This is a genomic window from Microcoleus sp. B9-D4 (assembly GCF_036705105.1).
Classification (GTDB): Bacteria; Cyanobacteriota; Cyanobacteriia; order Cyanobacteriales; family Microcoleaceae; genus Microcoleus.
Map to the genome: position 1 here is coordinate 79,106 of NZ_JAUBTS010000006.1, position 24,481 is coordinate 103,586.

At 44.0% G+C, this 24,481-nt stretch carries 30 protein-coding genes; 11 read left to right on the top strand and 19 right to left on the bottom strand.

Features of this window, described 5'->3' with window-relative positions:
- Positions 1-315: 315 nt before the first annotated feature.
- The 6 genes from QUB24_RS05455 to QUB24_RS05485 form a co-directional block, all read right to left on the bottom strand.
- On the bottom strand, positions 316-975 hold the full coding sequence (locus QUB24_RS05455) for a hypothetical protein (RefSeq protein WP_333151435.1): 660 nt from the start codon (positions 973-975) through the stop codon (positions 316-318).
- A gap of 4 nt (positions 976-979) precedes the next feature.
- On the bottom strand, positions 980-2,272 hold the full coding sequence (locus tag QUB24_RS05460; RefSeq protein WP_333151437.1) for an AAA family ATPase: 1,293 nt from the start codon (positions 2,270-2,272) through the stop codon (positions 980-982).
- A gap of 246 nt (positions 2,273-2,518) precedes the next feature.
- The gene (locus QUB24_RS05465; protein WP_333151439.1) at positions 2,519-3,130 is read right to left on the bottom strand and encodes a 2OG-Fe(II) oxygenase; all 612 of its coding nucleotides are present in this window, start codon (positions 3,128-3,130) and stop codon (positions 2,519-2,521) included.
- A gap of 127 nt (positions 3,131-3,257) precedes the next feature.
- Complete coding sequence (locus tag QUB24_RS05470) at positions 3,258-3,410, bottom strand: hypothetical protein (protein ID WP_333151441.1); 153 nt, start codon at positions 3,408-3,410, stop codon at positions 3,258-3,260.
- Positions 3,411-4,428: 1,018 nt separating this feature from the next.
- Positions 4,429-4,590, bottom strand: a complete 162-nt coding sequence (locus QUB24_RS05480) for a hypothetical protein (protein WP_333151443.1) — start codon at positions 4,588-4,590, stop codon at positions 4,429-4,431.
- A gap of 7 nt (positions 4,591-4,597) precedes the next feature.
- Complete coding sequence (locus QUB24_RS05485) at positions 4,598-5,596, bottom strand: hypothetical protein (protein ID WP_333151445.1); 999 nt, start codon at positions 5,594-5,596, stop codon at positions 4,598-4,600.
- 276 nt (positions 5,597-5,872) lie between these two features.
- On the opposite strand from QUB24_RS05485, the gene QUB24_RS05490 reads away from it, so the two are divergent.
- From QUB24_RS05490 to QUB24_RS05505, 4 genes are all read left to right on the top strand, one after another.
- Positions 5,873-6,115, top strand: coding sequence for a helix-turn-helix domain-containing protein (locus QUB24_RS05490; RefSeq protein WP_293176868.1), 243 nt, complete (start codon positions 5,873-5,875; stop codon positions 6,113-6,115).
- 327 nt (positions 6,116-6,442) lie between these two features.
- Positions 6,443-7,033, top strand: coding sequence for a helix-turn-helix transcriptional regulator (locus QUB24_RS05495; RefSeq protein ID WP_333151447.1), 591 nt, complete (start codon positions 6,443-6,445; stop codon positions 7,031-7,033).
- Positions 7,034-7,341: 308 nt separating this feature from the next.
- Complete coding sequence (locus QUB24_RS05500) at positions 7,342-7,623, top strand: helix-turn-helix transcriptional regulator (RefSeq protein WP_333102662.1); 282 nt, start codon at positions 7,342-7,344, stop codon at positions 7,621-7,623.
- A 237-nt stretch (positions 7,624-7,860) separates the two neighbouring features.
- On the top strand, positions 7,861-8,130 hold the full coding sequence (locus tag QUB24_RS05505; RefSeq protein ID WP_333038826.1) for a helix-turn-helix transcriptional regulator: 270 nt from the start codon (positions 7,861-7,863) through the stop codon (positions 8,128-8,130).
- Positions 8,131-8,169: 39 nt separating this feature from the next.
- On the opposite strand, the gene arfB is transcribed toward QUB24_RS05505, so the two are convergent.
- Positions 8,170-8,583 carry an alternative ribosome rescue aminoacyl-tRNA hydrolase ArfB gene (gene arfB, locus QUB24_RS05510; protein ID WP_333126168.1) on the bottom strand — a complete coding sequence of 138 codons (414 nt, stop codon included), beginning with the start codon at positions 8,581-8,583 and terminating at the stop codon, positions 8,170-8,172.
- A 72-nt stretch (positions 8,584-8,655) separates the two neighbouring features.
- Positions 8,656-9,126 carry a restriction endonuclease gene (locus QUB24_RS05515; protein ID WP_333151451.1) on the bottom strand — a complete coding sequence of 157 codons (471 nt, stop codon included), beginning with the start codon at positions 9,124-9,126 and terminating at the stop codon, positions 8,656-8,658.
- Positions 9,127-9,351: 225 nt separating this feature from the next.
- Here QUB24_RS05515 and QUB24_RS05520 point away from each other — a divergent pair, with 225 nt between their 5' ends.
- Together QUB24_RS05520 and QUB24_RS05525 are read left to right on the top strand one after the other, a co-directional pair.
- A complete protein-coding gene (locus QUB24_RS05520; RefSeq protein ID WP_333151453.1) occupies positions 9,352-9,549 on the top strand; it encodes a hypothetical protein in 198 nt (65 codons plus the stop codon).
- The gene (locus QUB24_RS05525; RefSeq protein WP_333151455.1) at positions 9,533-9,787 is read left to right on the top strand and encodes a hypothetical protein; all 255 of its coding nucleotides are present in this window, start codon (positions 9,533-9,535) and stop codon (positions 9,785-9,787) included. Before QUB24_RS05520 ends, QUB24_RS05525 begins: the two co-directional genes overlap by 17 nt.
- Positions 9,788-9,821: 34 nt before the next feature.
- Here QUB24_RS05525 and gnd read toward each other — a convergent pair whose 3' ends face one another.
- Positions 9,822-11,276, bottom strand: a complete 1,455-nt coding sequence (gnd, locus tag QUB24_RS05530) for a decarboxylating NADP(+)-dependent phosphogluconate dehydrogenase (RefSeq protein ID WP_333151457.1) — start codon at positions 11,274-11,276, stop codon at positions 9,822-9,824.
- A 293-nt stretch (positions 11,277-11,569) separates the two neighbouring features.
- On the opposite strand from gnd, the gene QUB24_RS05535 reads away from it, so the two are divergent.
- Positions 11,570-11,989, top strand: coding sequence for a hypothetical protein (locus QUB24_RS05535; protein WP_333151459.1), 420 nt, complete (start codon positions 11,570-11,572; stop codon positions 11,987-11,989).
- Between the two features lie 213 nt (positions 11,990-12,202).
- Here QUB24_RS05535 and QUB24_RS05540 read toward each other — a convergent pair whose 3' ends face one another.
- The 3 genes from QUB24_RS05540 to QUB24_RS05550 all read right to left on the bottom strand — a co-directional run bounded on the left by QUB24_RS05540 (position 12,203) and on the right by QUB24_RS05550 (position 18,143).
- Positions 12,203-12,823 (bottom strand): Uma2 family endonuclease, encoded by a 621-nt coding sequence (locus tag QUB24_RS05540; RefSeq protein WP_333151461.1) that lies wholly within the window; start codon positions 12,821-12,823, stop codon positions 12,203-12,205.
- Between the two features lie 621 nt (positions 12,824-13,444).
- The gene (locus tag QUB24_RS05545; protein WP_333151463.1) at positions 13,445-15,310 is read right to left on the bottom strand and encodes an ABC transporter ATP-binding protein; all 1,866 of its coding nucleotides are present in this window, start codon (positions 15,308-15,310) and stop codon (positions 13,445-13,447) included.
- A gap of 475 nt (positions 15,311-15,785) precedes the next feature.
- The gene (locus QUB24_RS05550; RefSeq protein ID WP_333151465.1) at positions 15,786-18,143 is read right to left on the bottom strand and encodes a glycoside hydrolase family 31 protein; all 2,358 of its coding nucleotides are present in this window, start codon (positions 18,141-18,143) and stop codon (positions 15,786-15,788) included.
- A 20-nt stretch (positions 18,144-18,163) separates the two neighbouring features.
- Between QUB24_RS05550 and QUB24_RS05555 the strand changes: the two genes are divergently transcribed.
- Positions 18,164-18,298 carry a hypothetical protein gene (locus QUB24_RS05555; protein WP_333151467.1) on the top strand — a complete coding sequence of 45 codons (135 nt, stop codon included), beginning with the start codon at positions 18,164-18,166 and terminating at the stop codon, positions 18,296-18,298.
- A gap of 519 nt (positions 18,299-18,817) precedes the next feature.
- Here the strand turns inward: QUB24_RS05555 and QUB24_RS05560 are convergent.
- The 5 genes from QUB24_RS05560 to QUB24_RS05580 form a co-directional block, all read right to left on the bottom strand.
- The gene (locus QUB24_RS05560; protein WP_333055558.1) at positions 18,818-19,177 is read right to left on the bottom strand and encodes a group 1 truncated hemoglobin; all 360 of its coding nucleotides are present in this window, start codon (positions 19,175-19,177) and stop codon (positions 18,818-18,820) included.
- A 1,263-nt stretch (positions 19,178-20,440) separates the two neighbouring features.
- Entirely contained in the window at positions 20,441-20,701 is a 261-nt protein-coding gene (locus QUB24_RS05565; protein ID WP_333151633.1) for an ISAs1 family transposase, read from the bottom strand.
- Positions 20,702-20,707: 6 nt separating this feature from the next.
- Positions 20,708-20,932, bottom strand: a complete 225-nt coding sequence (locus tag QUB24_RS05570; RefSeq protein ID WP_333151469.1) for a hypothetical protein — start codon at positions 20,930-20,932, stop codon at positions 20,708-20,710.
- 202 nt (positions 20,933-21,134) lie between these two features.
- Positions 21,135-21,341, bottom strand: coding sequence for a hypothetical protein (locus tag QUB24_RS05575; protein ID WP_333151472.1), 207 nt, complete (start codon positions 21,339-21,341; stop codon positions 21,135-21,137).
- A gap of 138 nt (positions 21,342-21,479) precedes the next feature.
- A complete protein-coding gene (locus QUB24_RS05580) occupies positions 21,480-21,998 on the bottom strand; it encodes a hypothetical protein (protein WP_333151474.1) in 519 nt (172 codons plus the stop codon).
- A gap of 260 nt (positions 21,999-22,258) precedes the next feature.
- On the opposite strand from QUB24_RS05580, the gene QUB24_RS05585 reads away from it, so the two are divergent.
- Positions 22,259-22,765 carry a hypothetical protein gene (locus QUB24_RS05585; RefSeq protein WP_333151476.1) on the top strand — a complete coding sequence of 169 codons (507 nt, stop codon included), beginning with the start codon at positions 22,259-22,261 and terminating at the stop codon, positions 22,763-22,765.
- A 122-nt stretch (positions 22,766-22,887) separates the two neighbouring features.
- On the opposite strand, the gene QUB24_RS05590 is transcribed toward QUB24_RS05585, so the two are convergent.
- Together QUB24_RS05590 and QUB24_RS05595 are read right to left on the bottom strand one after the other, a co-directional pair.
- Positions 22,888-23,355 carry a PIN domain-containing protein gene (locus QUB24_RS05590; RefSeq protein ID WP_333151478.1) on the bottom strand — a complete coding sequence of 156 codons (468 nt, stop codon included), beginning with the start codon at positions 23,353-23,355 and terminating at the stop codon, positions 22,888-22,890.
- Complete coding sequence (locus tag QUB24_RS05595) at positions 23,334-23,633, bottom strand: hypothetical protein (protein ID WP_333151480.1); 300 nt, start codon at positions 23,631-23,633, stop codon at positions 23,334-23,336. The genes QUB24_RS05590 and QUB24_RS05595 overlap by 22 nt, the downstream gene beginning before the upstream one ends.
- A 146-nt stretch (positions 23,634-23,779) precedes the next feature.
- Between QUB24_RS05595 and QUB24_RS05600 the strand changes: the two genes are divergently transcribed.
- Positions 23,780-24,010 carry a hypothetical protein gene (locus QUB24_RS05600; protein WP_333151482.1) on the top strand — a complete coding sequence of 77 codons (231 nt, stop codon included), beginning with the start codon at positions 23,780-23,782 and terminating at the stop codon, positions 24,008-24,010.
- The gene (locus QUB24_RS05605; RefSeq protein ID WP_333151484.1) at positions 24,007-24,276 is read left to right on the top strand and encodes a ParE family toxin-like protein; all 270 of its coding nucleotides are present in this window, start codon (positions 24,007-24,009) and stop codon (positions 24,274-24,276) included. Before QUB24_RS05600 ends, QUB24_RS05605 begins: the two co-directional genes overlap by 4 nt.
- Positions 24,277-24,481: the final 205 nt, after the last annotated feature.

Below are 24,481 nucleotides of genomic sequence, written 5' to 3' on the forward strand. Positions count from 1 at the left end.
GCGGTTTTTATTGGTAAGGCGATCGCCTCTGGCATTTTACCAAACCGGCAGCTTCATTGACTCCGACATCCTGCGTCGGTTGAAAATGCTTTGCATCGTTCTATTTTCATTTTTGGGGTTGTTCGCTGTTTCTGGAAATCTTAAGTTGAGGTTGTCCCGCTAAACTAGCTGTATGGGCTATTACTCATCAAAAGTTTGGCTATTATTCCGATTTTGGTAGTTAGACAGGACTTAGGCACGGGTGTCTATAAACCGGGTTTCTTACGAGTCTACTTCGTGGCGCTAGGCGATTCCCAATAAAAAAACCCGGTTTCTTTACTGACTCGTTAAGTCTCGAAGTTTATCTCGAAAATAACAGAAGCTTGGTGACAAATTATTATCTACGTCCATGAGGGGAGGAATCTTGTTAGCCCAGTTTGTCTTCTCTAAACCAATTGCTTGCCCACCTTGTTTAGATAATTTTTGTTTGCCACCGGAAAACACCGCATCAGCTAACTTCTCCCAAGTCCCACAGATACTATCATTGGTGTAAGAATTTAGGACTGCTTCTTTTGCTCTCGGATAAGCTGCCTTAACTGCTGCTAAATCGCCTAGATACCATGCTTCTCCTTCTTCAATTGCTATGCAAAATTGCGTCTTTGGCGGAGGATTACACTTATCTAAAATATCTAGTAGTTCTCTGCGAAACGTACTGAGGCATCGGTCATCAAGATCGCAAATTACAATGAGGACAGCAGGGTAATCAGGAGGATATTGAGAGAATGTTTGGCCGATGCCTTGAATAAGTCGCGGAAGCTGGTCGAGCAGAAGTCGTTTATTGGCTTCAGAAGCAGATTTTAAACCTTTAGGAATATGCCCAACTCCTTTGTAAGGATGGATCTTAAATGTGTGTTGTTCGGTGCTAATAATCTTTGGTATAAGAATTTCAAGAGCAGTTTTTCCAGAAATATCCTCGACAAGTATCTCAAAGTGCATTTATTCACCTTTTATCTAGATAATCGCTGTACCAAAGTCCGCCAAGGGGCAATCCTTCAGAAACAAGGTTATTAATGAGAGGGTCTTGGCTAGCTCGTCTGATTTGAGAAAAACCATCCTCGCCCTTTTCAAGTACCCAAACCTCTTCAGGGTTAAGAGCATCTACAAAATAGGGTTGATGTGTTGTAACAAATACTTGCGATCCACTTCTTCGAGCTGTAGCGTGTTCTCGAAATTCTCGGACTAGAGTTTCTAAAAGCTTATGGTAAAGTCCGTTTTCTGGTTCTTCAATGCACAAAAATGGCGGTGGTGAGGGGTCTTCTAAAAGAAGGAGATAGGCAAATACTTTCAGTGTTCCGTCTGACATTTGTTGAGCATAAAATGGTTCTTGAAAACCTCGATCGTTGAACTGCAGCAGAAGTCTACCGTCTGGACTTTTAGCGGTGCTAATCTTTTCCACCCCTGGAATCTTACTAGAGATTTTTTGCAGAATTGAGTGGAATTTCTTAGGATGCTCTCTCTCCATAAATTGAACCACATTTCCTAGATTATCTCCATGAATATTCAAATGTTTTTGTGGCCCAGCAAGAGGTAAGCTACGGGCAGCGTCTGGTGTGAAATAGCTGAGATACCATCCTTCGATAAATCTCCGAAATGCGGAAATTCTTGGGTGTTGTTTGAGCGATCCCAAAGTAGCAATTCCCAGTTTTCTCTTGTCGTCAAGTTCAACTATTTCCTTTTCTTTACTTTCTTCTGATGTCTCACCGATTTGGATATTTTCGATTAAATTGTTTACATCAAATTCTCCTCGATCTTCATCAATTAGCTGACCTCCTTCTTCACCTTTCCATGCTAAGCCCTTACCTTCATTCAGAATCAAAAAAGAATAAGGTTGTCCTTTTTTTTCGTTTTTTCTCCGTTGTCTAAGTCTTTCTTTTTTTACATATGGTCTTTCAGAAGAGTCAAGGTCTATTGCCAAATCATAGGTAATTGGTCGAGCGTTACGATCCTCTTTATAGTAAATCTGAAACTCAACACTTCCCTTTTGTCCTTGCGAGCGAATTCTCTCGAAACCTCCCCGCCCACGGGCATCACAGGCTTCTTCGACTCCCCCTTTTAAGCAGTCTGCAAGAAAGCCAAAAGTGTCGAAAAGCGTGCTTTTCCCAACACCATTTTTACCGATAACGGCTGTCATTGGCGTTAGTTCCTCGGCATTTTGCGTATTCCACAGCTTGCCCATAGTAATATCACGCAGCGAGCGGTAATTTATTACCCTAAATCCTTCTATTTTTGCCACTTAAGTTCCTCTGCTCCATTAGGAATGTTATAAGTTACTCTAACCATATAACAATTCAGTAACTCTAACATTATACTTGATTTTACTTAAGCCGATCGCCCATAATGCTCGGTCTTAAGCCACTCGGATCGCAGTAGTTGTTATGGATAATCTCCTAGCACATAAGTTGGCGGTGATGGAACCCTTGATGCAAGCGGCTGGTTAAGCGTGTCCTGAATTTATCACCATCCCAGGAGCGAATAAACATTACTTAATTTTTGCTTTCGCGGCCCTAGATTCCACTGTGAATCCTGGAATATCTTGCAATTCTGTTTCGCTCAAACTGTACTGTTCGCAAACCAAACTCAAACGAGTCCCGGTACTTTTAACAGCGTTGACAGAGTGAGTCAAATCTCCTTGAAAATAGATTAGCGAGTTGGCTTGCGGCTTAATCTGGCCGACTTGCTGTTTGTTGCGCCGCAGTATCAATTCTCCCCCTTGCAAGTTCGGCGGTACTTGCACGTATAAAACGCTGACTGCTGCGGGAGGTTCAACTGTTTTGCAGTACGATCGCAAAGATCGATCGATATGCGGATCGACGCGGGAACCTTCACCCAGCAACAAAGGGTTGAGGTAAAAAGCATTGCATTCAGGCTGTAATGCTTGGTCTAGATAGGGTTTGAACAAGGGAAACCGCCGTTCTACTTCGGCGATTTCCGAACGTTGAAACACTACGGAAAACCCTTTTGTGCCAATGAAATCGCGATTGAGGTTGTTGATTGCTAGATAAGGGGAGGCTAGAATTGCTCCTCGCAAGTCGTTGAGGTAGTCGATCGAGAAAGCGTTAGGATGTTGGCTATAGTATTTCAAGGCACTCAAAAATCATCAAAGTTTAAGGAAACAGCAGATAGAAATGCAGCAATCGCTCAGACTTGGGATTGCTTCGTTCCGCGCAATGACATAATAATGTTTATTTGTGTCCGCCTACTTAAGTCAAAGGTTTTTCTTAACTGCGGGCGATCGCCCGGAAGTGTCGCAACCGAGTAGACAACTGCCAAATATTACTATACAGGCGATCGACTTTCGCCGCTAGTCGTTGTGATTCGATTATATTTGCCATTTGCTTATAGATGATGCCGCTCAGCAGGCGATCGCCCATTTATTTTAACTTGTCCAATTGCAGAGGCGAGCCTAATTTGGGCGATCGCATCCGGCCTCTGTTTTATCACCGATTTCTTGAGTTTGCTAGCTGAAAAACCGAGGGGTGTTGGTGCAGGGTAAACGCATCTAAATTAATTTGACAAAAACGTGAATCTGTGCATTATTAAATAACTTAAAAAAACTTCTTAAAATTCTTAATCTTAACCCGACTTGAGCAGATTAAATCAGAACATTAAAATTTTATGAACTTCTTAAAGTCGGCTAATTTTCATTCTTAGATAGGTGTTAGATTTCGAGTATTAACTGGCAGAGTTTAAAATTTTAACTAAATAATTATTGTCCATTGCCGCTCGATACCGTTTCATTGTTAGACTTTGTGCCGGAAGTTTTCTCTTGTTTCAGTAAATTTATTGCTAGCCTCCGATTGAAGTGCAAAATTTTCGGGAGAGTTCTGTTTCCGAATCCGGCTTTCATCTTCACAAAATGTAACATCAAGCGTCCAATGTAAGCTATTTTCAATGCCCCAATGACGGAGGATAGCCCCAGCAATTCTCTCAGCATTACTGCTTAAACTACTAAGCGTAAAAACGAGCTGAGCGTGGTGGTTTTAGGATCGTGGATTAAATAACTTCCGTAGGTTGGGCGGAGTGGAACGAACCCTCCGTTTCACTCCGCCCAACAATCAAGCGTGGCGTTGGGTTTCGTTCCACGGGCCCAACCTACAAAAAATGCAAGTTATTTAATTCTCATTCCTTAGAATCGCCCATTCGCACCCCAGCCCCTGACTCAGTGCAACTGACAGCCCTGACTTGCTACAATCCAGCTAAAAAAAGGGATTGCTGCGACAAATTCCGCCACCATAGAGAAATAACACGATTACCGAAGCGCTAAAAGATAAAACAACGAACACTTACGAATTTAGAAGCATTACTCGATCGCCTAAATCTTGGACTCTGACAGGATGCCCACCAGCCCCTTCCGGGACACGGCTGTGATGCCGTGTCCTTACCCGTAACTTATCGGCGACAGCCTTGGGCGATCGCCCTTAACACCGCTAGCCGCACTTCTGGATGAAATTTCTCAAGCCCGTTAGCCCGAAAAATCCAGTGTCCGCCGCCCGCGTGCTCGATCGCAATTTTCTGACCGTCAGGCAAAACTATTTGCCACCAATTCAACACACTGGCTTTAATAAGGTGGCACTGAATTTCGTTCAGTTGAACCTCCATTAATTTCAGTTGACGCATGATAGGATTTTGGGCAGATGACTTCATGATTTTTCTCATTAAATGAATTCGACTGTTTCTCGGCTTTGATTTCAGTTTGCCGATTTTTGAACTTAACTTCACCTTCCGAAGTTTTCGCCTTAACTTCCCTTTCCGAAGTTTTCGCCTTCACTTCCGTTTTACCACCTTTAGGCTCAACTTTGACTCCAAAACCTTTAGACTTAACTTTTCGTGGGGCAGAAGTTGCAGTCTGTTCCGTGACCGGCTTCTTAAACTCCGCGTCTAATTGGTCTAAAATCTCCTCTTGTTCGGGAGTATGTTCCGCTGGCTGGTCTGAATTTCTGGGATTGTATTCGCCAACCAACCTTGCCAAAAATTCCGAAATTGACAGTCCGGCTGCGGCTGCTTTTTTCGTTAAAAGGGCGTAGGTGTCGGTTTTAATGCGAATTTGTTTGAGCCGGAGGTTGGGATTGTTGTCAACGGTTTCGGCAATAGTTACTGCGGTAATCCTTTCTTTTGGTATGACATCCACAACTTCTTGCCACTTTTCCTGTAAACGACAGTCGCCATATTGGTCGGTAATTGCGTGTTTGAACAAAGGGACAACTTGAGCAACGCAGCTAGGCAAAATCTCAAATCCTGCTTTAATTAAGCGCAGGCAAATGCTCGCAGCTTTGATAATTTGTGTGCAGTAAAAATACTGCCGACCTAATGCTTGTTCGCAGTAACTTTTAAAAGTTTTGAACTTGTCTTTGTACAATCGCAGCTTTCGGATCGCGTCCAGCATGATTCCTTGACGCACGTAGTCTAGGAATCCCCTTTTAATTTCGCCTGTCAGGTAGTCTAAATCGTGAAAGGGAGATTGACTCTGGATTTCTTCTTCAAAGTCTAGCAGCGGGCCTGCAAAGTGAAAGTTGGAGGCGACATCGCCTAGGTAGAAGTTGTCAATTGATGTGGACATGATCTGGAATGGTTCGAGAAAGGGCACGATAGCACGGAAGTTGTGCGATCGCAAAGTAGAAGTTTTGGTCTGGATCTTTGATACAATTTTGAGTTGGGTTGTCCTGTGAGGTCGATCGACCTTTTACATCGCATCACCTCAAGGCGGTTATTCAAAACTGCAGGTTTTGGCTGTTCGCCCTGACCGGCCAGCTTTTGTTCTGTCACTTGTATCTCATTATGAGATGTCGATTTAAATTTGTCAAGTATGACATCTCAATTTGAGATTTATGTTACAATGTCATCAAGAAAAGAACGAAGACAGGAGGGCAATTCACCATTGGAAGCCCTAAGAATCAACAAAACAGACTTATCACAAGATGAGTTTGCTTTTAGATGCGGGATTCCCCGGGCCACGTATCATAGATGGATATCTGGAGCCACAGAACCAAAATTTTCTCTCTTTCAGTTGAAAGCTATTTGCCGAGAACTAAAAATAGAAAAAATCGATGAACTTCCAGAGAGCTTTGGGCCGAATTAGCAATTAAATTAAACCAACAGTTAAAAAATTATTACTGCTGATACAATTTTGAGTTGGGCTGTCCTGTGAGGTCGATCGACCTTTTACATGGCATCACCTCCTCGGCGTTGAGAAAAAAGGGGCTTGAGGTATGCGCCCAACCCCCAAAAAAACGCTTGGGTATGCAAGCACAATTGATAGACACGAAAAATAAGGCAGTTCTTCAAACCTGCATTTTGACCTTGGAGGCTCGCCCGGTTGCCTTTGTTTTGCCTATCTACTAGCAGTTTAGTGCCATAAGTCAAATTTGTCAAGCACTATTATGCTAGCAATTAACTGCTACAATTGATGGAAGCTAAAGATCAAGAAACCATAACCTTGAAAAACCTTAGAGAAAGTGCAAATTTGACCCAACCCGAACTTAGTCGTCGAATGGGGGTAGGAATTCGCATTATTGGCGATTGGGAACGAGGAGAATCAATTCCTCGCTTCGATCGCGTCATTGCTCTGGCGCGCGAGCTAGGCGTACCTCTAAAAACACTTGCTAGATGTATGGGATTAGACGTAGCCAAAATTCCCGATGACCTACAAGCATTAAGTGTACTTCATCTTTCGGAGGAGGTCAAGAACCTAGAGGTTGTGAAACAAGCTTCATGTATTGTGGCAGAAAATTCGCAAGAAAAGGAAAAGTCTCCATTGAGACTACTCAGAGAACAAGCTGGGCTAACCCGCCCTCAAGTCAAACAACATATCGGCGTTTCTGAGCGGATGCAAGCTGACTGGGAATCAGGAAAGTCGATGCCAACGGTTGAAAACGTAGCTGCACTGGCTAACCTGTACCAGGTTTCTCTAAAAACTATGTTTGAGCTTTTAGGATTAGACGTAACTAAAATTCCCGATGACTTACCAAGTCGTGAGCCCTCATCGAACGATAACTAACAAGCACAGCTAAATCATGGTGTTGACATTTGATACAATTTTGAGTCAGGCTGTGAGGTCGATCGACCTTTTACATGGCATCACCTCCTCGGCGTTGAGAAAAAAGGGGCTTGAGGTATGCGCCCAACCCCCGAAAATACGCTTGGGTATGCAGGCATAATTGATAGACACAACAAATAAGGCGGTTCTTCAAACCTGCATTTTGACCTTGGAGGCTCGTTGAGCGGCCTTTGTTTTGCCTACCAACATGAAGTTTACGTCTTATGCAAGCCTTTGTCAAGACGTTTACATCATGAATATTTCGTCCTATGATAGAAGAAGATTTACAAGAAAAGGAGAAGTCTCCATTGAGACTACTCAGAGAACAAGCTGGACTAACACGCCCTCAAGTCAAAGAAAAAATCGGAATTTCCGAGCGAAGACAAGCTGACTGGGAATTAGGCAAGGCTCTACCTAACGCTGAAAACATACTTGCTATGGCTAACCTGTACCAGGTTTCTCTAAAAACTATGTTTGAGCTTTTAGGATTAGATGTAACCAAAATTCCCGATGACTTACCAAGTCGTGAGCCCTCGCCGAACGATAACTAACCCGCAGGGGTTCGGAAAAGTCTAGGGAAAAGGGCTTAAGTCATGCACCCAAGCCCGGAAAATACTAAGGGTATGCAGCAGGCATAATGGGTAGAAACTACAAATAAGGCAGCTCGCTAAACCAAAGCGTTTCCACCGTCCGGCTAAAGGAGCCGCCTTTGTGTTGTCTCTATAGTTAACAACCTTAGTTGTATTTCACTGATTTGTCAACAACTTTGGTTGTGAATTTGCTATGATATGCCCAGAAAGAAACAAACTCAAGAGTCGAAAGATATACCAGCACTGCAAATCTTGCGGGAGGCTGTTGGTTTATCGCAATCCGCCTTAGCCAAGCAAATTCCCGACAAAACCCGCACAAAAACCCTAACTCAGCAAGCCATTAGCAAATGGGAACGAGGACTAGACGAACCCGAACTTACCATTGCTCAAATGAAAGCTCTTTGCAAAGCTTTGGGAAAAACGCTTAACGATTTACCGAACGACTTAGGCCCACCAAATCCCGACTGACAAATAAAAAGTCAAAAAGCCCGATCGACCTTTCATCGATCAATCGGTAATTTTCCCTCTCAGAGCTTTAATCTGCCCTCGCTTGGTTTTGCTGTCGAGACGCTTGCGCTGGGAACTACGAGTTGCTTTGCTGGGTTTGCGCCTTTTCGGTATGACGATCGCACTTTTAATCAGTTCTTGCAGCCGTCTCAAAGCCTCTTCCCGGTTTTGTTCCTGGCTGCGGTGTTCCTGAGCTTTGATGACAATCACACCTTCGGAGGTGATGCGCTGGTCGTTGATTTGCAACAAACGCTCCTTGTAGCGATCGGGCAATGAGGAAGCTGGGATATCAAAGCGCAAGTGAATCGCACTCGCCACCTTATTTACATTTTGTCCCCCCGCGCCTTGAGAGCGAATCGCACTAATCTCGATTTCGCGATCGTCCAGGAACACAGTATTAGAAATTTGTAACATGATGAATAAGTGAAATTAAAGATACTGAGAAAGCCGTGCATCTTTTATATATAACTTAATTTGGTAGATAAGTTATTTACAACTCTTAGCTGTCAGGATGAATTCGATGAGTTTTTTTCTATCCCATAACTCTACCTCGTTAGATTTAGCAAGTTTGCAAGCATTTTCTGTAAATCTGTTGTTGGTGATTACTGGGGCTTTATTTCCTTTGTAATGTCTGACCGCTCCTGCTACTTCTTGAACTGCTTTAATACCAACTGGATTTTTGCTTCTTTTCGCTTGAACCACCGTTTTTGAGCCATCTTTGTACAAAATTAAATCTGCCCCATAATCTTGACTATCTTGAGTTAAAGTAACACTATAACCCAACTTTATAAAATGGACATCTAGAAATTCTTCAAACTCTTTTCCCGTCATTTCATCCACTTCTATAATACCACTGTCTAATAAACGTTTTCTTGACTCTTCTTCTTTAAGTGTATCAAATACCAAGGCTGCAATATCACCTACAAGGGCAGCGGCTCTCACTATAAAAGGCTTCATAAAATTACACTTATTTAAAACGATTATTTATTATACCAGATTTTCTCAGTATACTTATGTATTAATATCACAAGCACATGGTGATATTAATTACTGATTATCTACGCAAATCCTGAATTTTTGAGAAGTGATAAAAGGTGCAAGGATACAATCAATGATAACTGAAAATCCTGTCAGCAAGGGGTGATACAATAGCCAATTGGCTCAACTACACTCGCTCGACCTATGCCATCATCAGGAGTTCAATACTTAATTATCAATGCCCTGGAAACTCTCGACTTGCTGATCTGGAGAATATATGATGAAGAAAAGGGCTTTTGGTACATCGAAACCCCTAGTCGAGTTTTACCAAGGGCTGCTATACTACAAAGTGGCGAGATTGTTCGTATAGACGAGGTTGAAGACTATGACGAAACCGCATGATATCAGAAGACAACAAGACCGGAGATTAGGAGAATTAATGGCGATCGCACGTCAGCGATTTATCGATGCAGGCGGCGATCCTCGACACCCGCCATCAGGTTTAAAAGGCGATGATTACATGACCGACGCAGAAAGACAAGAAGCACTCACGATCGCGCGATCGCTCTTTAACGACGAATATATTAAAAGCTATCTCGAAAAAAAACGTCAAAACAATTTGCAACCCCAGAATAATTAGTAAGGTGCGCCGAAACGCACCCTACAAAAATTAATTAGTCCGTGGTACCGGTTTGCAGCGACTCTTTAGCAGTCTGCGTCCACTCTGAGTGGAAGAATTCGCCGCGCGGTTTGTCGGTGCGCTCGTAGGTGTGAGCCCCAAAGTAATCACGCTGAGCTTGCGTGAGGTTTTGCGGCAATCTTTCGCGTCGGTAGCTATCGAAATAGTCCAGCGAGGCGCTAAATGCTGGCACTGCAATCCCCAGTTGGCAAGCAGTAGCCAACACGTCTCGCCAAGCCGATTGGCGATCGAGAATGCTCTGTTTGAACTCCGGCGCTAACAGCAAATTCGGCAACGTGGGGTCGTCTTTGAAAGCTGTTTTAATCTTGTCCAAAAAGCCAGCCCGAATGATACAGCCACCTTTCCAAATTCGGGAAATTTCGCTCAAACTCAAGTCGTAATTGTACGACTTCGACGCCGCGCTCAACAGCGCCATGCCTTGAGCGTAGGAGCAAATCTTCGAGCAGTAAAGCGCATCCCGGACTTTATTCACAAACTCTTTAGTATCGCCTTCATACTTGCCGCTAGGCCCCGTAAGTTCTTGGGAAGCTTTGATGCGCTCGTCTTTGTAAGAAGACATGATTCTGGCATTCACAGCAGCGATAATTGTGGGAATGCTCACGCCCAATTCCAAAGCACTCATAACAGTCCAGCGGCCGGTGCCTTTTTGACCGGCTGCGTCCATAATTACCTCAACTAAGGGTTGCTTAGTTTCCGGGTCAATGTACTTGAAAATATTAGCCGTAATTTCAATCAAAAACGAGTTGAGTTCGTCTGTGGTATTCCATTCGGCAAAAACTTCCTGCAACTGCTTGCCGTCCAATCCACCAACGTTTTTGAGCAAATCGTAGGCTTCAGCAATGAGCTGCATATCACCGTACTCAATGCCGTTGTGAACCATCTTCACGTAGTGGCCAGCGCCACCAGGGCCGATGAATGTGACGCAGGGGCCGTCATCTACTTGAGCCGCAATTTTGGTGAGAATTGGCTCTAGTAGGCCGTAAGCAGTGCGGGTGCCACCTGGCATCAAGCTAGCACCATTCAGCGCGCCTTCTTCGCCGCCGCTGATGCCCATGCCGACAAATCCCAGTCCGATCGATTCTAAATCTTTGGTGCGGCGTTCGGTGTCGTCGTAGAGCGAGTTGCCGCCGTCAATAATCATGTCGCCCGGTGACAGCATGGGTTTGAGCTGGTCGATGACCGCATCTACGGGTTTCCCAGCTTGCACCATGACTAAGATTCGGCGCGGGGTTTCTAGGGCATCGACGAATTCTGTCAGAGTCTTGGTGCCTACAATGTTCTTGCCGGGGGCGCGTAGGGCCATGAAGTCGTCGGTTTTGGCTGCTGTGCGGTTGTATACAGCCACGGAGAAGCCTCTGCTTTCGACGTTGAGCGCTAGGTTTTCGCCCATCACTGCTAGACCGATTAAACCAAAATTTTGCTTTGTCATGCTAATAACCCGCTGGTTGTTCCCGCTTGATGATAGGTTTGCGAGAGAGGAAAGCGAGGCGGGGTGTACCGCTTTCCGGTGGACTAAAAGTATTGGACAATAGACCTAGGAGGTTTAGGTTTATTTTTATATTCTCAGAATTGCTGTTTGGTAAATCAGTAGGGTTTTTTTAAGATTTAAGGGATATTAATGACGGGGACAGGTGATGATAAGGCAGGTATTATGTCGATCGCGGTAACGGTAGATACAAACAAGCGGACATTTTGAGGAAAATTTAGGAGACTGTTGTAACTATGGAAGATTTGCAGTATCTCGCGGCCTGGGTGAAGGAGCAACACGCTCGCGAGTATATTTTGACTTGGCTGCTGAGTCAACAGGGGCTGTGGTGGTCTGATGGGGATATTTATCAGGCTGTTTTGCAAAAGTCGGGAAAGCTTTTGAAAGCTTATGTTCAAAAAAGGCAAGCGGGAGAGTTATTTGAGGGAATTTCGGAGAAGTTGGTGGGAGATGATAATTGGGATGATTTGGTGCTGAGTTTAGGGCGAATTGTTGCTGTTTATCAAGAGGAATTGCTGAAGTTGCAAGAGCGCGATCGCCGGGGGGATGGGGTAAAAAAAAATTTGATTAGCCAACCGGTGACGGGAGATTCTTTGTCGCTTGAAGTGCAGCAAGCTTTGCCCGATCCTTATGCGGATACGTTGACGGGGAGATAATTTGCGATCGACTTTTTGGAGGCACAAGAATCTCAGAAACCGGGTTTCTTCCTATATCTCTCGTACTCAACCAAAAATTGTCGCAGAAATCCGGTTTTTCGCCACGCAGTGAATCCCAAAAACCGGGTTTCTTCCTATATCTCTCGTACTCAACCAAAAATTGTCGCAGAAACCCGGTTTCTCGCCAGCCAACTAAAGAAAATGGAGCGAGATTCAAGGATTGAGAATAGGTGTAATATCTAGAAGAAATCCGGGAAGTACATCTTCACCCGAAAGTGTAGGCGGTTGGTCAAAAGAGAAATTAATCACTTCTGCTACCTCTTCAGACAACCGATAGATTTCTACTAAGGGCGTTTGCGGGTCAATTAGCCAACCTAAGCGACAGCCGTTTGTTCGATAATACCGCATTTTAGCCCGCAATGTTTCTAGGGAATCACTTTGCGATTCCCTACGGGATAGCTTCGCTTCACGCAATTCAATTACAAAGTCCGGGCACAGGGGAGGAAATTTGCGCTTATCTTCTGCGGATAATGCTTCCCAACGTTCTAGGAGTACCCAAGCAGCATCAGGGGAACGCTTCGCACCGTTGGGTAATTGAAAGACAGTGGAAGAGTCAAAGACTTTTCCCAATCGAGTCTGACGATTCCACAAATTTAGGTCTGTAGTCAAATCCGAATTTCTGATGCCGCTTTCGCCGCCTGTTGGAGGCATAATAATTAGTTCTCCTTCGGGGGTTTGTTCTAATCGCCACTCTTCATTAGCGATGGACAATTGATAAAATTGTTCGTCGGTTAAAGCGACGGCTGCAGGTAGGTTGAGAGTTATAGTTTCCATCGTTGATATTATCGCCAACTAGGTTGGTTTTATTATAGCTCGCACTTTCTGACAATTTTCTCAAAAAGATCGCATTCAACAGTAAAACAGGTATCTCTGCTTTACCTCGAAGGCTAGATCCCCCTAAATCCCCCTTAAGAAGGGGAGTAGGGGTTGACTTTGAATAGAACTTTTGTCCCCTTGTTAAGAAGCGGGAATTTGTATTTGACTTTTGTCCCCCCCTTTTTAAGGGGGGCTAGGGGGGATCGAGACTTTGCCACAAAACAAATGAGATTAATCTCTCATAAATCTATCTCGCACAATCATCCTAGGAACCGGGTTTCTTCCGATATTTCTCGTACTCCACTGAAAATTGTCGCAGAAACTCGGTTTATCGCCACCTAACGAGAGAAATTAGATCGCAAATCCGCGATAATTGATCACAATCACCCCCGCCCAATTCCCCACGCTAACCCACAAGTCCGCCGGGGGTTGAAAACCCCCGTCTCATAGCAAAAGTCCTCTCAAAGAGGACTGAAAGACACATTTTTGAACAAGCATGGCAATATCTCCCCAGTCGGTTTCAACCGACTTTCGCTATGAGACAGGGGTTAAAACCCCTGGCTGACTGTTTATTTAACTCTAAATATAGCTGCTAGCTTGACGGGTGAACATTGAGCAGTAAATTCCGTTTGATGCTATCAATTCGTCGTGCGTTCCTATTTCTGCTATTTTACCGTTTTCCATGACGGCGATGCGATCAGCAATTTTTGCTAATCCCAATCTGTGACTGATGACTATTGTTGTTTTCCCGGCGGCTATTTGGCGAAAGATGCTGTAAATTTCGTGTTCTGTCTTGGGGTCGAGGGCGGCGGTTGGTTCGTCAAAAATGAGCACTTCGGCTGTAGAAAGCCGCATTAAGGCGCGGGCGATCGCAATTCTTTGCCACTGTCCCCCCGATAAGTCTATGCCGTCTTCTAATTGTTTCCCCAAGGGAGTCTCTAAACCTGCGGAAAGACTATTGACTTTTGCGCTAATTCCTGCTTCGGAAATAGCTTCGTTAATTGCGGTGTCATCTGAGAGTGAAAGCAAGTCGCCGAAACCGACGTTTTCGCGAACTGTGGAGGGGAAACGGGCGTAATCTTGCATGACGACGGCGATGCGCGATCGCACGTATGCTAGAGAGTACGATCGCAAATCTTTGCCGTTCCAGGCGATCGTACCGCTTGTCGGGTCGTACAGGCGGCCGAGGAGTTTGCCAAGGGTGGTTTTACCCGCGCCATTTTCACCAACAAGCACTACCATTTCCCCCGGATTAATCGTTAAATTGATATCTTCAACCGTGCTTTTATTGCTACCGGGATAGCAGAAAGATAGATGCTTAATTTCGATACCAATTTTATCTTTTGTGGGGCGGGCATCTTGCCCCTCTTCTGGTAAATTAGGCAGGCGAGATGCCACATCCCCAAGCGGATACTGCAATTCTGGTTTTAGTTCTAACAGTTGAAAAATCGGACTAACGCCGAGGGAAATATCGTACAAATTAGCATAATTGCCAATCAATAATTGCAAACTTTGCTCCACCTGAACAATCAAACCCGAATACAGCGCCAAATCTCCCAAAGTATAGCGACCACCCAATGCTCCCATTACCACATAAACAAATGGCAAAGCTACTCCGATTCTACTAAACACTGACCACAAAAGTAAAACAATTGCTCCTTTTTTTCGGATTTGCTGCATCTCGCTAAAAAACTGCAAAAACTGACCCTGCCAGCGTTTGAGCCAAAGTTCTTGCAACCCAAACAAACGCAATTCTTTAGCATATTCTTCGCCCGTCAAGACTCTAGCGGATAAGTTCATCTCGCGGCTGATTTTAGCTTGCTTTCTTTGAACTCTCCAGATGATTTTGCTATATTTTCTTTGGATGTAAATTGAGGGACAGGATGAAATCAACATCAGCACTGGCACCCACCAAGCTATCGCTGCAGCAAGGCCTATCGATGGAATAAATATAAAAATTCCCGTGATGGTCATGCTGATGGTAAATGCTAGTTGCTGTATTTTGAATACTCCGGTTTTTGCGAGTTCTACTATATTTAATAGTTCCGGGTTTTCAAACAGGGCAATATCGTCGAAATTAGCGACTTTTTCAAGGACTTTTCCTTCGACAAAGCCTTGAACGCGATCGCGCAAAGATGTCGAGACAAAAGAGCCCATTGTGTCTAGGGCATCGCCGACTAACCTGAGACTTAAGACTCCGGCAATACTCCACAGCAATATTGGCCGGGAAAGCATCAAAGCAAAGGGCTGTGCTGTTTGGGTTTGCGACAGCAACCTAGATACTTCATCAATGATTAATTTATCTAAAAAAAGCACGGCAGATGGGGCAGCACCGCCGATGATGTTGAGTATTATTAAATTGCGGAGTTCTATTGGTGCGGCTTTGATTATCATGCCCAGGCTGCGCCACAAAGCTTGGAAGGTGGTAATTTGAATGGGTTGCATAATTCAATCGCCATAATTTTATTTATTCATCTCCTCCTACTGTATTATAACAGTAGTTGTCAAGTAATATAGTTTGCTAACAATTAGGCCGGCAGGGATTTAAATCCCTGTCTCATAGCTAAAGTCCTCTAAAGAGGACTGTTGGTTAATATTTAGAATTTGAGTTTGTTAGCTTCGTTTAAACAGGAGTGCTGCTCAATATGTACAGGATTTACAACATCGGGAGCATCTCATATTTGTAAAAACACTTTTTATGGCTCCTGCCTTCTTCCTCCTTCCTCCTGACTCTTTCCTCCTGCCTTCTGCCTCAAAACTCCTGCCTCAAAACTCCAATTTCTAGCTTGCTGCTTTCATTGAGATGCTCCCTTTACATCAAGTCTGCTAGCCTATTTCTTCAGTCCACTTCAGTGGACTTGAGCTGTGAGACGGGGGTTTTAACCCCCGGCGGGTTAGTGGGAAAGCGGCAAATATCAAACTATCCAAATGTCAAACGCCGCACCGTACCGTCATCTGTAAATCGCTGTTCGCCAACGCCAACAACTTCCACAATAACTTCGCGTTCAGAAATCAAAAATTGACCCTCGCGCGCGGCAATTTCAACGATGATTTTTTCCCCTTCCAAATACACCTTGTAATTAGTCGTTGCCCAGACACCTTTTTCATGTTCAAAACTGTGTCCATCGTCCTCATAAAGCGTCCATTCACCGCTTCCGGGCCAAATTCGCATTTTTAATGAATCAAGCGGTTCTTCGCTGACAAATTGCCTCACAGGTTCGATCCTCTTCGAGGGCTTCGCTAACGCAATTATGCCCCCACCCCGCACGTAAAGCGGCATTCTCTCCAAAGGTGCATAAGCTAAAATGTGCATCGGGCCCTGATAGCATTCACCCGTCCACCAATCGTACCAAGTCCCCTCCGGCAAATACACGGCGCGATGCTCAACTCCCGGCCGGTAAACAGGTGCAGCCATCAGCGACGGGCCGAGTAATACTTGATCGTAAAGGTGATAAGTTGTGCGATCGCGCGGAAAGTGATATAGTAGCGGTCGCAAAATCGGCGTTCCGGTCGTCGCAGCTTCCCAAAACAACGTGTAAATATAAGGCAACAACTGATAGCGCAAATTGATGTATTCGCGGCAAATATTCTCAGTGCGAGATCCAAAAACCCACGGTTCGTGCTGCGCCGTACTCATCGCCGAATGACCGCGCATCAAGGGATACAGCATCCCCACCTGCATCCACCGCGCGAACAGTTCAGCCGTTGCATTCCCCGCAAAACCGCCGATGTCGCAACCGACAAACGCCACGCCGGAAAGCCCCATATTGCAAAGCATTGGTAGCGACATTTCTAAGTGTTCCCACTGCGATTGATTGTCGCCCATCCATACCGAGGAGTAACGCTGAACGCCCGCAAAACCCGATCGCGTCAGCACAAAAGATCGATCGCTCGATCGCACTTTTTGCAGCCCCTCAGCACAAGCTTTCGCCATCATCAACCCATACAAATTGTGGGTTTCCGCGTGGGTAGCGCGATCGGATTCCGGGCCTTGCGGTGCATCCAGGGGAAAGCTGATGTGTTCGCCACCGTCACCAAAAGGCCGTTCGGCGATCGCAGGTTCGTTCATGTCGTTCCAAATCCCCGCAATCCCAACATCTGTCAGGGTTTTGTGCAATTCGCCCCACCACTGGCGCACCTCCGGCCGCATAAAGTCGGGAAACACCGCTTTGTCCGGCCAAACGTAACCGTGGAATAGCTTTCCCTCTGCGGTGCGGACGAAATAGTCGTTTTCCACACCGCGATCGAATATTTCATAATCTGCTTCCGGTTCGTACTTGACACCGGGATCGACAATCGTGACAACCTTAAAACCCGCTGCTTTCAAGTCTGCGATCAGTTTCGCCGGATCGGGGAAACGCTTCGGGCTCCAGGTAAAAACGCGGTAGCCGTTCATATAGTCGATGTCGAGGTGGATGACATCGCAGGGAATCGCCCGATCGCGAAATTCCTTCGCCAACTCCCGCACAACGTCCTCGGATTCGTAGCTCCAGCGGCATTGGTGGTATCCCAGCGCCCATTTTGGCGGAAGCGGCATCCGGCCGGTTAACTGCGTGTAGGTGGCGATAATTTGGGCGGGTTCCGGGCCGTAAATGATGTAGTAGTCGAGTTCCGGGCCTCTGGTTTCCATCCGCAAAACACCCGGTTTTTCGGCGCCGATGTCGAATTGACTCCAAAATGTCGTGTTTAAGAAAATGCCGTAAGCGCGATCGGGATTCAGGGCGATGTAAAATGCGATCGCCTGGTACATTTCATCCGTGAGGGAATTGTAGTCGAGGGAGTCGGTTGTCCAGTTTGTCTTGACTTCGGAGAGTTTGTCGAGAAAGCCGGTGCGTTCGCCGAAACCGTAGAAGTGCTCGTCTGCTTCGATGCGCTTCCAGCCCGCGGTTGCGCCTGCGCGCCATCCCATACTGCGATCGCAGTCGCTAGCAAAGGGTTTTCCCGATTTGTCAAAGCATTCGATTGCAGGGCGATCTCGCTTTACAGAAATTAATATTTCTGCGGTTTCAATTTCTATTTTTTCCTCGGTTTCTCGCACTTCAAATGGTATAATTTCCCACTCTTCGTCAGCGAGAGTTATTGAGTGCGATCGGCTGTTAAATTCACCTGTCGGGGACATTCGCACTCGGATTAAATTCGGTGCGAGGATGCTGATATTTAGGGAAGTTTCGCCGCAATTAAAGTGAATTGTGCGATCGCTCTTACTTATAGATTGTACTGAGCCGATCGTTGACCAAGGCTGTTCAGTAGTTTGGAGTTTTCCGAAGTATTGCGGCATATAGGATTTGGTAATGGGCAATGAATAAACCGATCGTGCAAGCCGCAATTGACTGCCGTCATCTAGCTAAAGGAGGAATACAAATTGTCAGCATTTCAAGTAAATTAACAAATGCGGTAAAAGATACTTCGGCAATACCGTGGCTAGATGAATAAGCATCTATAAAAAATGAAACAGGTATCCATAAATTAAGTGGAAAATAACTGAGGCCTTGCACCATTTTTCATTTTAAATCAGGCTTTATGAACAGGCATCTTGCCTGTTCCACAAAGACTAAATTTTCTTGTGGAACAGGCATCTTGCCTGTTCTTGATAACGGTGCGAGATGTCAGAAATAACTTAAATCCGCTACTATAGCAATCCTTGCAAAAGTCGTAAATTTTGTACCCCACCCCAACCCTCCCCGAACCCGTGAGGAGAAAGTAAGAAATTCACAAATGATGCAAGGATTGCTATATATCTATCGCGCGATAGCTTCCCATAACTCATAGGGGATATCAGTTAAATAACTCTAGCCATCTTCGCCTCAACTGTGAACTATTCTCTTCCTTCGCATCTTCGCGGTTCATTATATCTGGCAAACAACAAAGTGGAGCTTTCGCTGCACAATTACGAAATCTCCACTTTTCTCACTATTCTAGTGGCTGCAAAAACCCTCTTGTCTTCACTCGATCTTACTTGTACAAAACAGCCTCTTTCAAAGTCGCGATCTTACCTAGCGCTTCATCAAGATCCTCTTGGGAGGCGCCGTGGGCAACTATTGCATCTGTCAAATGCTTCACAATTGCATCAAAGTGTTCAGGCTGTAAATTCAAACCTGCGTGTGCTTTCTCCATTGAACGGCCTGAGTATTGCTTGGTGCCGCCGAGGGCATAAGAGATAAAAGCAGTTTGATGGCGGCGCTGCTTTTCCATGTCTGTATGATCGAAGAAATGGCTCACTATCTCGTCAGCCAAAACATCGCGGTAAAAATCATCGACTATCTCTTTAATGGCTGGCTCTCCACCCATTTTTTCGTACAATGTTGTTGCCATATCGTTTCAGCGAGTTATTTTTTTTCACTTACTCTTTAATTATAGCTGGCAGCTTTGCTTTTTTCACCCGGTGAAATATTAATTTAATCTAAAATAATTACTAAGTAACTGTTGCGACTGCTGGTATTTTTTAGACCACCTTCTATCATTGTAAACTTTATTAACGTTCGATCGCCAGTTAGATATTGTCGATCGCCCTTCCAGCATTTTGACCTAATGCACGGATTGCTTGTTTTAGCAAGATGTTTCCTACACAGCGCCAACACCCAGGGTAAACGCATCTAAATTAATTTGACCAAAACGTGAATTTGTGCATTACTAAATAACTAAAAAAACTTTCTTAAAATTCTTAAGTTTAACCCGAATTGAGCCGATTAAATCAGAACCTTAAGATTTTATGAACTTCTTAAAGGCGGCTAATTTTCCTTCTTAGATAGGTGTTATAGCGGTTCTCAAGCGTGGTGAGGTATGCCCTATGCCCTATGCCCACGGAGGCCTATGCCATTAGCCCATGAGTACCTCATCTTTCTGAGAAAGGCTATAGATTTCGAGTATTAACTGGCAGAGTTTAAAATTTTAACTAAATAATTATTGTCCATTGCCGCTCGATACCGTTACATTTTTAGACTTTGTGCCGGAAGTTTTCTCTTGTTTCAGTAAATTTATTGCTAGCCTCCGATTGAAGGGCAAAATTTTCGGGAGAGTTCTGTTTCCGAATCCGCCTTTCATCTTCACAAAATGTAACATCAAGCGTCCAATGTAAGCTATTTTCAATGCCCCAATGACGGAGGATAGCCCCAGCAATTCTCTCAGCATTACTGCTTAAACTACTAAGGGTAAAAACGAGCTGAGCGTGGTGGTTTTATTCCACAATCGTCGTTCACTAACTATCATGACAACTGTTTTTAATCCCGTCCATAATTCTTGATTATGCACTTGTGGTAACTCGGATACATCCACAGTCCAGACTGGGATTTTTTCCCCTCGATGATGTCCCGCTTCTACTTGTTCATACTCATCATATTTTCTTCCTAAATAATGGCCTTTTTTAGCTACTTCAAACCACTCTTTTACGGCTTTCTAGAGGAGTTTTTGATGGCTTTTTAAGGCTAAAACATAATCTCCTTGTCTCTTGATAATCAGAGATGTTATGTCTTTTTGACATCAATCGAGCGTCTAGACTTATTACACTTCCGGCCATTTATAACATTTCTATTAATGGCGGAATTGCTGTCAGCTCGTTAGATGTTTTATCGACTGTTTTTATCCTAAAACCAATTGATGAGATGAAGACCACGCAGCGACTATATGTAGCGCTTTTTGCTGGTCATTTCGGTCATAAGATTCTTTCATCGTTTTGCCATCAATGGCAATCACGTTTAGTTCTAATTCCCCGACTATGGCATTTACCCAACTCAAAAAACATTCTTGAAACTGTTGTGGTTCAATTCGGGCAAATAATCGACTAAACCTGTCATGACATGGTATACCATTCGGTAATTGTAGAAAGCTTTTTAACCATATTTGGCGTTACCATAGGCTTCTATTGCCACCCATCCGTCTGCGCCGCGTCTGGACAGCTAGAATCGCAATCGCTATAATATCTTTGAGTAAATGTTCTTTACTTCTTTCTATTATTGGGTCGTTAAACTTGGCAAAATGTTCTAAAAAAGTGGCATTTAAAATATTCATTGAAGGCAATGAATCTGTTTGTTTTTGTTGGTAAGTTACAGCTTTACTAAAACCTCTTGCCATTGATAGCACCCATAAACTACAACAAGCTACATTAAAAATTAGTCGCATTTAACTGTAGCATATTTTGGCTTGAAGTTAAGATGCGTTTACCCTGCATCTATGGTTGAACTTGCCCACAGCACTAAAGCCTGACGTAACTTTTTCTGACTCAAATCTGTAAAGGGAAATTCAGCTAAAACAATATCTCCTTTTTTTAGCTTCACTAAATTGGCTCTCCATCTTCAATGGTGTAAATATCAGGTTCGTCGTCTAGGAATTGAAATGCTCCTCCGCTTTGGGCTAACTGGGTTATTTCCACAGTAGAAGGATAGGGAATGTTATTAAATAGTTTTGCTTTGATTAGCAATTGCTCGTCTTCTGAGAGTGTCTGGATGATTGGTACTAAGGATTCAATGAGTTTTGTGTTCATAGCTGAAAAAATGTGGGAATATTTTTTTTACTTCAAAAAAGCAACCTTCGATGATTATAACAAAACAACTAAGAGCGTGAAACGAAGCTATCCCGTAGGGAATCGCCCGACCAAGTAAAATTCGCAAATAGCACAAATTTACTCCTCCAAGTCCACCTGTTTAACGTGCTCTAAAGGTATATCTAGCGCTTCTGCAATTTGCTCGTCGCTCAAGCCAAACTGCCGTAATTTATCAATTGTTTCAATCTTAGTTTGATTTTTGCTTGTTTGCTGCAAGTCGGGATTTTCCGGCTGAGTTTCATCTGGGGTACGAGTGCAGGGATTAGAACAATTGTTAATATAGCTAATTTTGTTACTATCTTTAAAAGTATTATTATTACCCCAAGTTGTTATATTCTGATGTATATGCCGTTCTAAGACGGATTCAAGATTACTTTTTTTAACTTGTTCGCCAAACACTTCAGATAACATTTGCAAAAGCTCGTGGCTGGCTTTCTTAACGTGCTGGGAACTATAACCATAAGTTTCTGCAACGTCAGCATATTTTTTATTTTTCAGTATTCCCGCGATAATCTTCCGCTGCAAGTTGTTTAGATGTTTGCCTGTCTTGGCGCAGACAGCTTCATCGACAAATTGCAATATCTGAGGACTGTCCATAGGTGGGATGGTGGGATAGTTTTAGTTACTATAGCAAACTTTTTCCAACTTTTTCCCACTTTTTTAGCTTCGGAGCGGATTTTTAGGAAGTTCCCACTTTTCCCCACTTTTTTGGCTTTACAGGGTTGATGACAGAACTCTACTATATGGAATATGTGTGCTTAGCAAAAAAAGCCCGATGTTAATATTCTCCCTGTGTGAGAGATGGGTTTATACAAAGCTGGCTATCCAAGAGTTAGTTGACTTAGCAATAAATTATTATGTCAAACAGAAAAAAAGCAAGACTTTTAGCAATTATCTCCCTTTTTACGATACCAGGATTACATCGATTTTATATAGGAGATAGTGCAGGTGCTATATTAGTATTATTGTTTAGTTTTATTTTAGTCGGGTACTTTCTCATATTGGGGGATATTTTCCGATTCAATAGTCTATCCGATCAAGAGTTTGATGCTAGATATACTACAGGTTTCAATTTCAAAATGGAAGCAGTAAACTTACCCCAATTGCTTACTATTCTTGCAGTAATCCTGATCATTCTAGGCGGAGCTGGTCTGTTCTTCAAGGAACGAGTTTTGTGTTTTCCAGAAGCCCTTGTAAAACCGTGCATCCTAGTAACAGAGGGTGATAATATCTTGAATGCAAAAGGAATAGAAATCAGCCGGGAACTTGCTTCATTTATCCAAAATTTTCCTCCATACCTATTGGGTTTTGGCGGGATTTTTATGCTGGGTGCAATATTGAAGTCAGGAAACCGTACTCCTTAATTTTACCTCTTTAGTGTCAAATTACTAAGAGTTATTATAGCAATTATATGTTTTAAGCGATCGCCCTAACCAGAAAACCCAAGTGCGATCGCCTTTCTTATTCATGGCTCATCACGATCCCATCAGGTTGATGACAAACCTTTTCCTACAATCTCTCGGATTTCTGTAACAAATTCTGCTGGAGTTTGAATGATTAACCCGCTTTGTGCAGCAACTTCAGCAGTAAAATCCTTAGTATTTAAGCTCAAAAGCCGATCGACATTTGCCAAAACAGCCGCTGCTAAAATCGGGGTATCCTTAGCTTCAATAATACCTGCCCACCGCGATGATTCTTCGAGAGATGGATCGGGTTGAATTTCGGGGTTAATAGTAGTCAGCAACTCTGTAAAGATTGGCAGAGCGGCAGGTATTTTTTTGCGTAAATTGCGATCGCACTCCTCCAAAACTTGCTCAGATACAACCAACTTGAAAAGACCTATTTCAGCCATTGTCAGCACCGCACGACTAGCTCCCGTTCGCGATCCGCATCCGGCAATTAATACGCTGGAGTCGGCAAATATCCTACGCATCAAGACTGTTTCTCCTGCCAAATCGCCTCTCTCTCCGCTTCTAAACCCGCCAATAAATCATTTAAGCCCACATTTTCACTTTCCATAATCGTGACAATACCATCGATTAGTTGGGGAACTTGAGGTTGTTTGGGAGCAAGAAAAATCAGATTACCTATTTGAAGTAACACCAGCGTATCTCCCTGATTAACATTCAGAGAATCTTGTAATAACTGGGGAATGGTAATTTCCCCTCCCTGTCCTAGAATAATCGGGAATTGTTGAATTTGTACATCCGTTTCTTGTGAAGTTATTGTCACGACTTTAACCTCAGCCTTTAGTGTTAAGTTTCTAAGACTTTTTATTATAGCAATTTTTGGGCATTTTTTGTCCAAATCCCCTGGAAGTTGCAATTACTGCGTTGACCTGCTACCGTTAACATAGACGCATCGTAGGAAAACAACCGATGACACTAACAGAATTACTCCCTACCATTAGACAACTATCTGCGATCGAGAAACGAGAGTTAATCCGCATTCTAATGGCGGAAGAGGATATCAGTGATGAACAGGTGTGGAAGGATCAATTTGAAGCGACAACAGACGCTCAGTGGGATAGTCTAGCTGAGATAGTACGTCAGGAAATCGCTGCTGGCGATATTACCCCCCTGGTGGAAGTTTTTCCCGACTCGCCATGAAATCAAGTGTTACTAACGCATTTCGCAAGAAACTTGACCAGCTTCCTGCATCGGTTCAAGAGCAGGCAGCCAAAGCCTACGCCCTTTGGCATTCAGATCCCTACCACAACAGCCTTCAGTTTAAACGAGTTAGTCAGCGTCAACCTATTTATTCAGTTCGCGTTGGACTAAACTACCGAGTTCTTGGCTTACTAGATAACGATCGCATTTACTGGTTTTGGATTGGTGCACATACAGAGTATGACGAGTTGCTTCAACGGTTGTAGGTTCGCGATCCGCATCCGGCAATTAACACACTCTTTGTCCGCAAATATCCTACGCATCAAGACTGTTTCTCCCGCCAAATCGCCTCTCCGCTTCTAAACCAGCCAATAAATCAGTCCTAGACACATGGGGCCCAGAAACCGGGTTTTTTCCCAAATCTGCGGGTAACAACGAAGTATTCGTAAAAAAACCCGGTTTCTTTGGTCG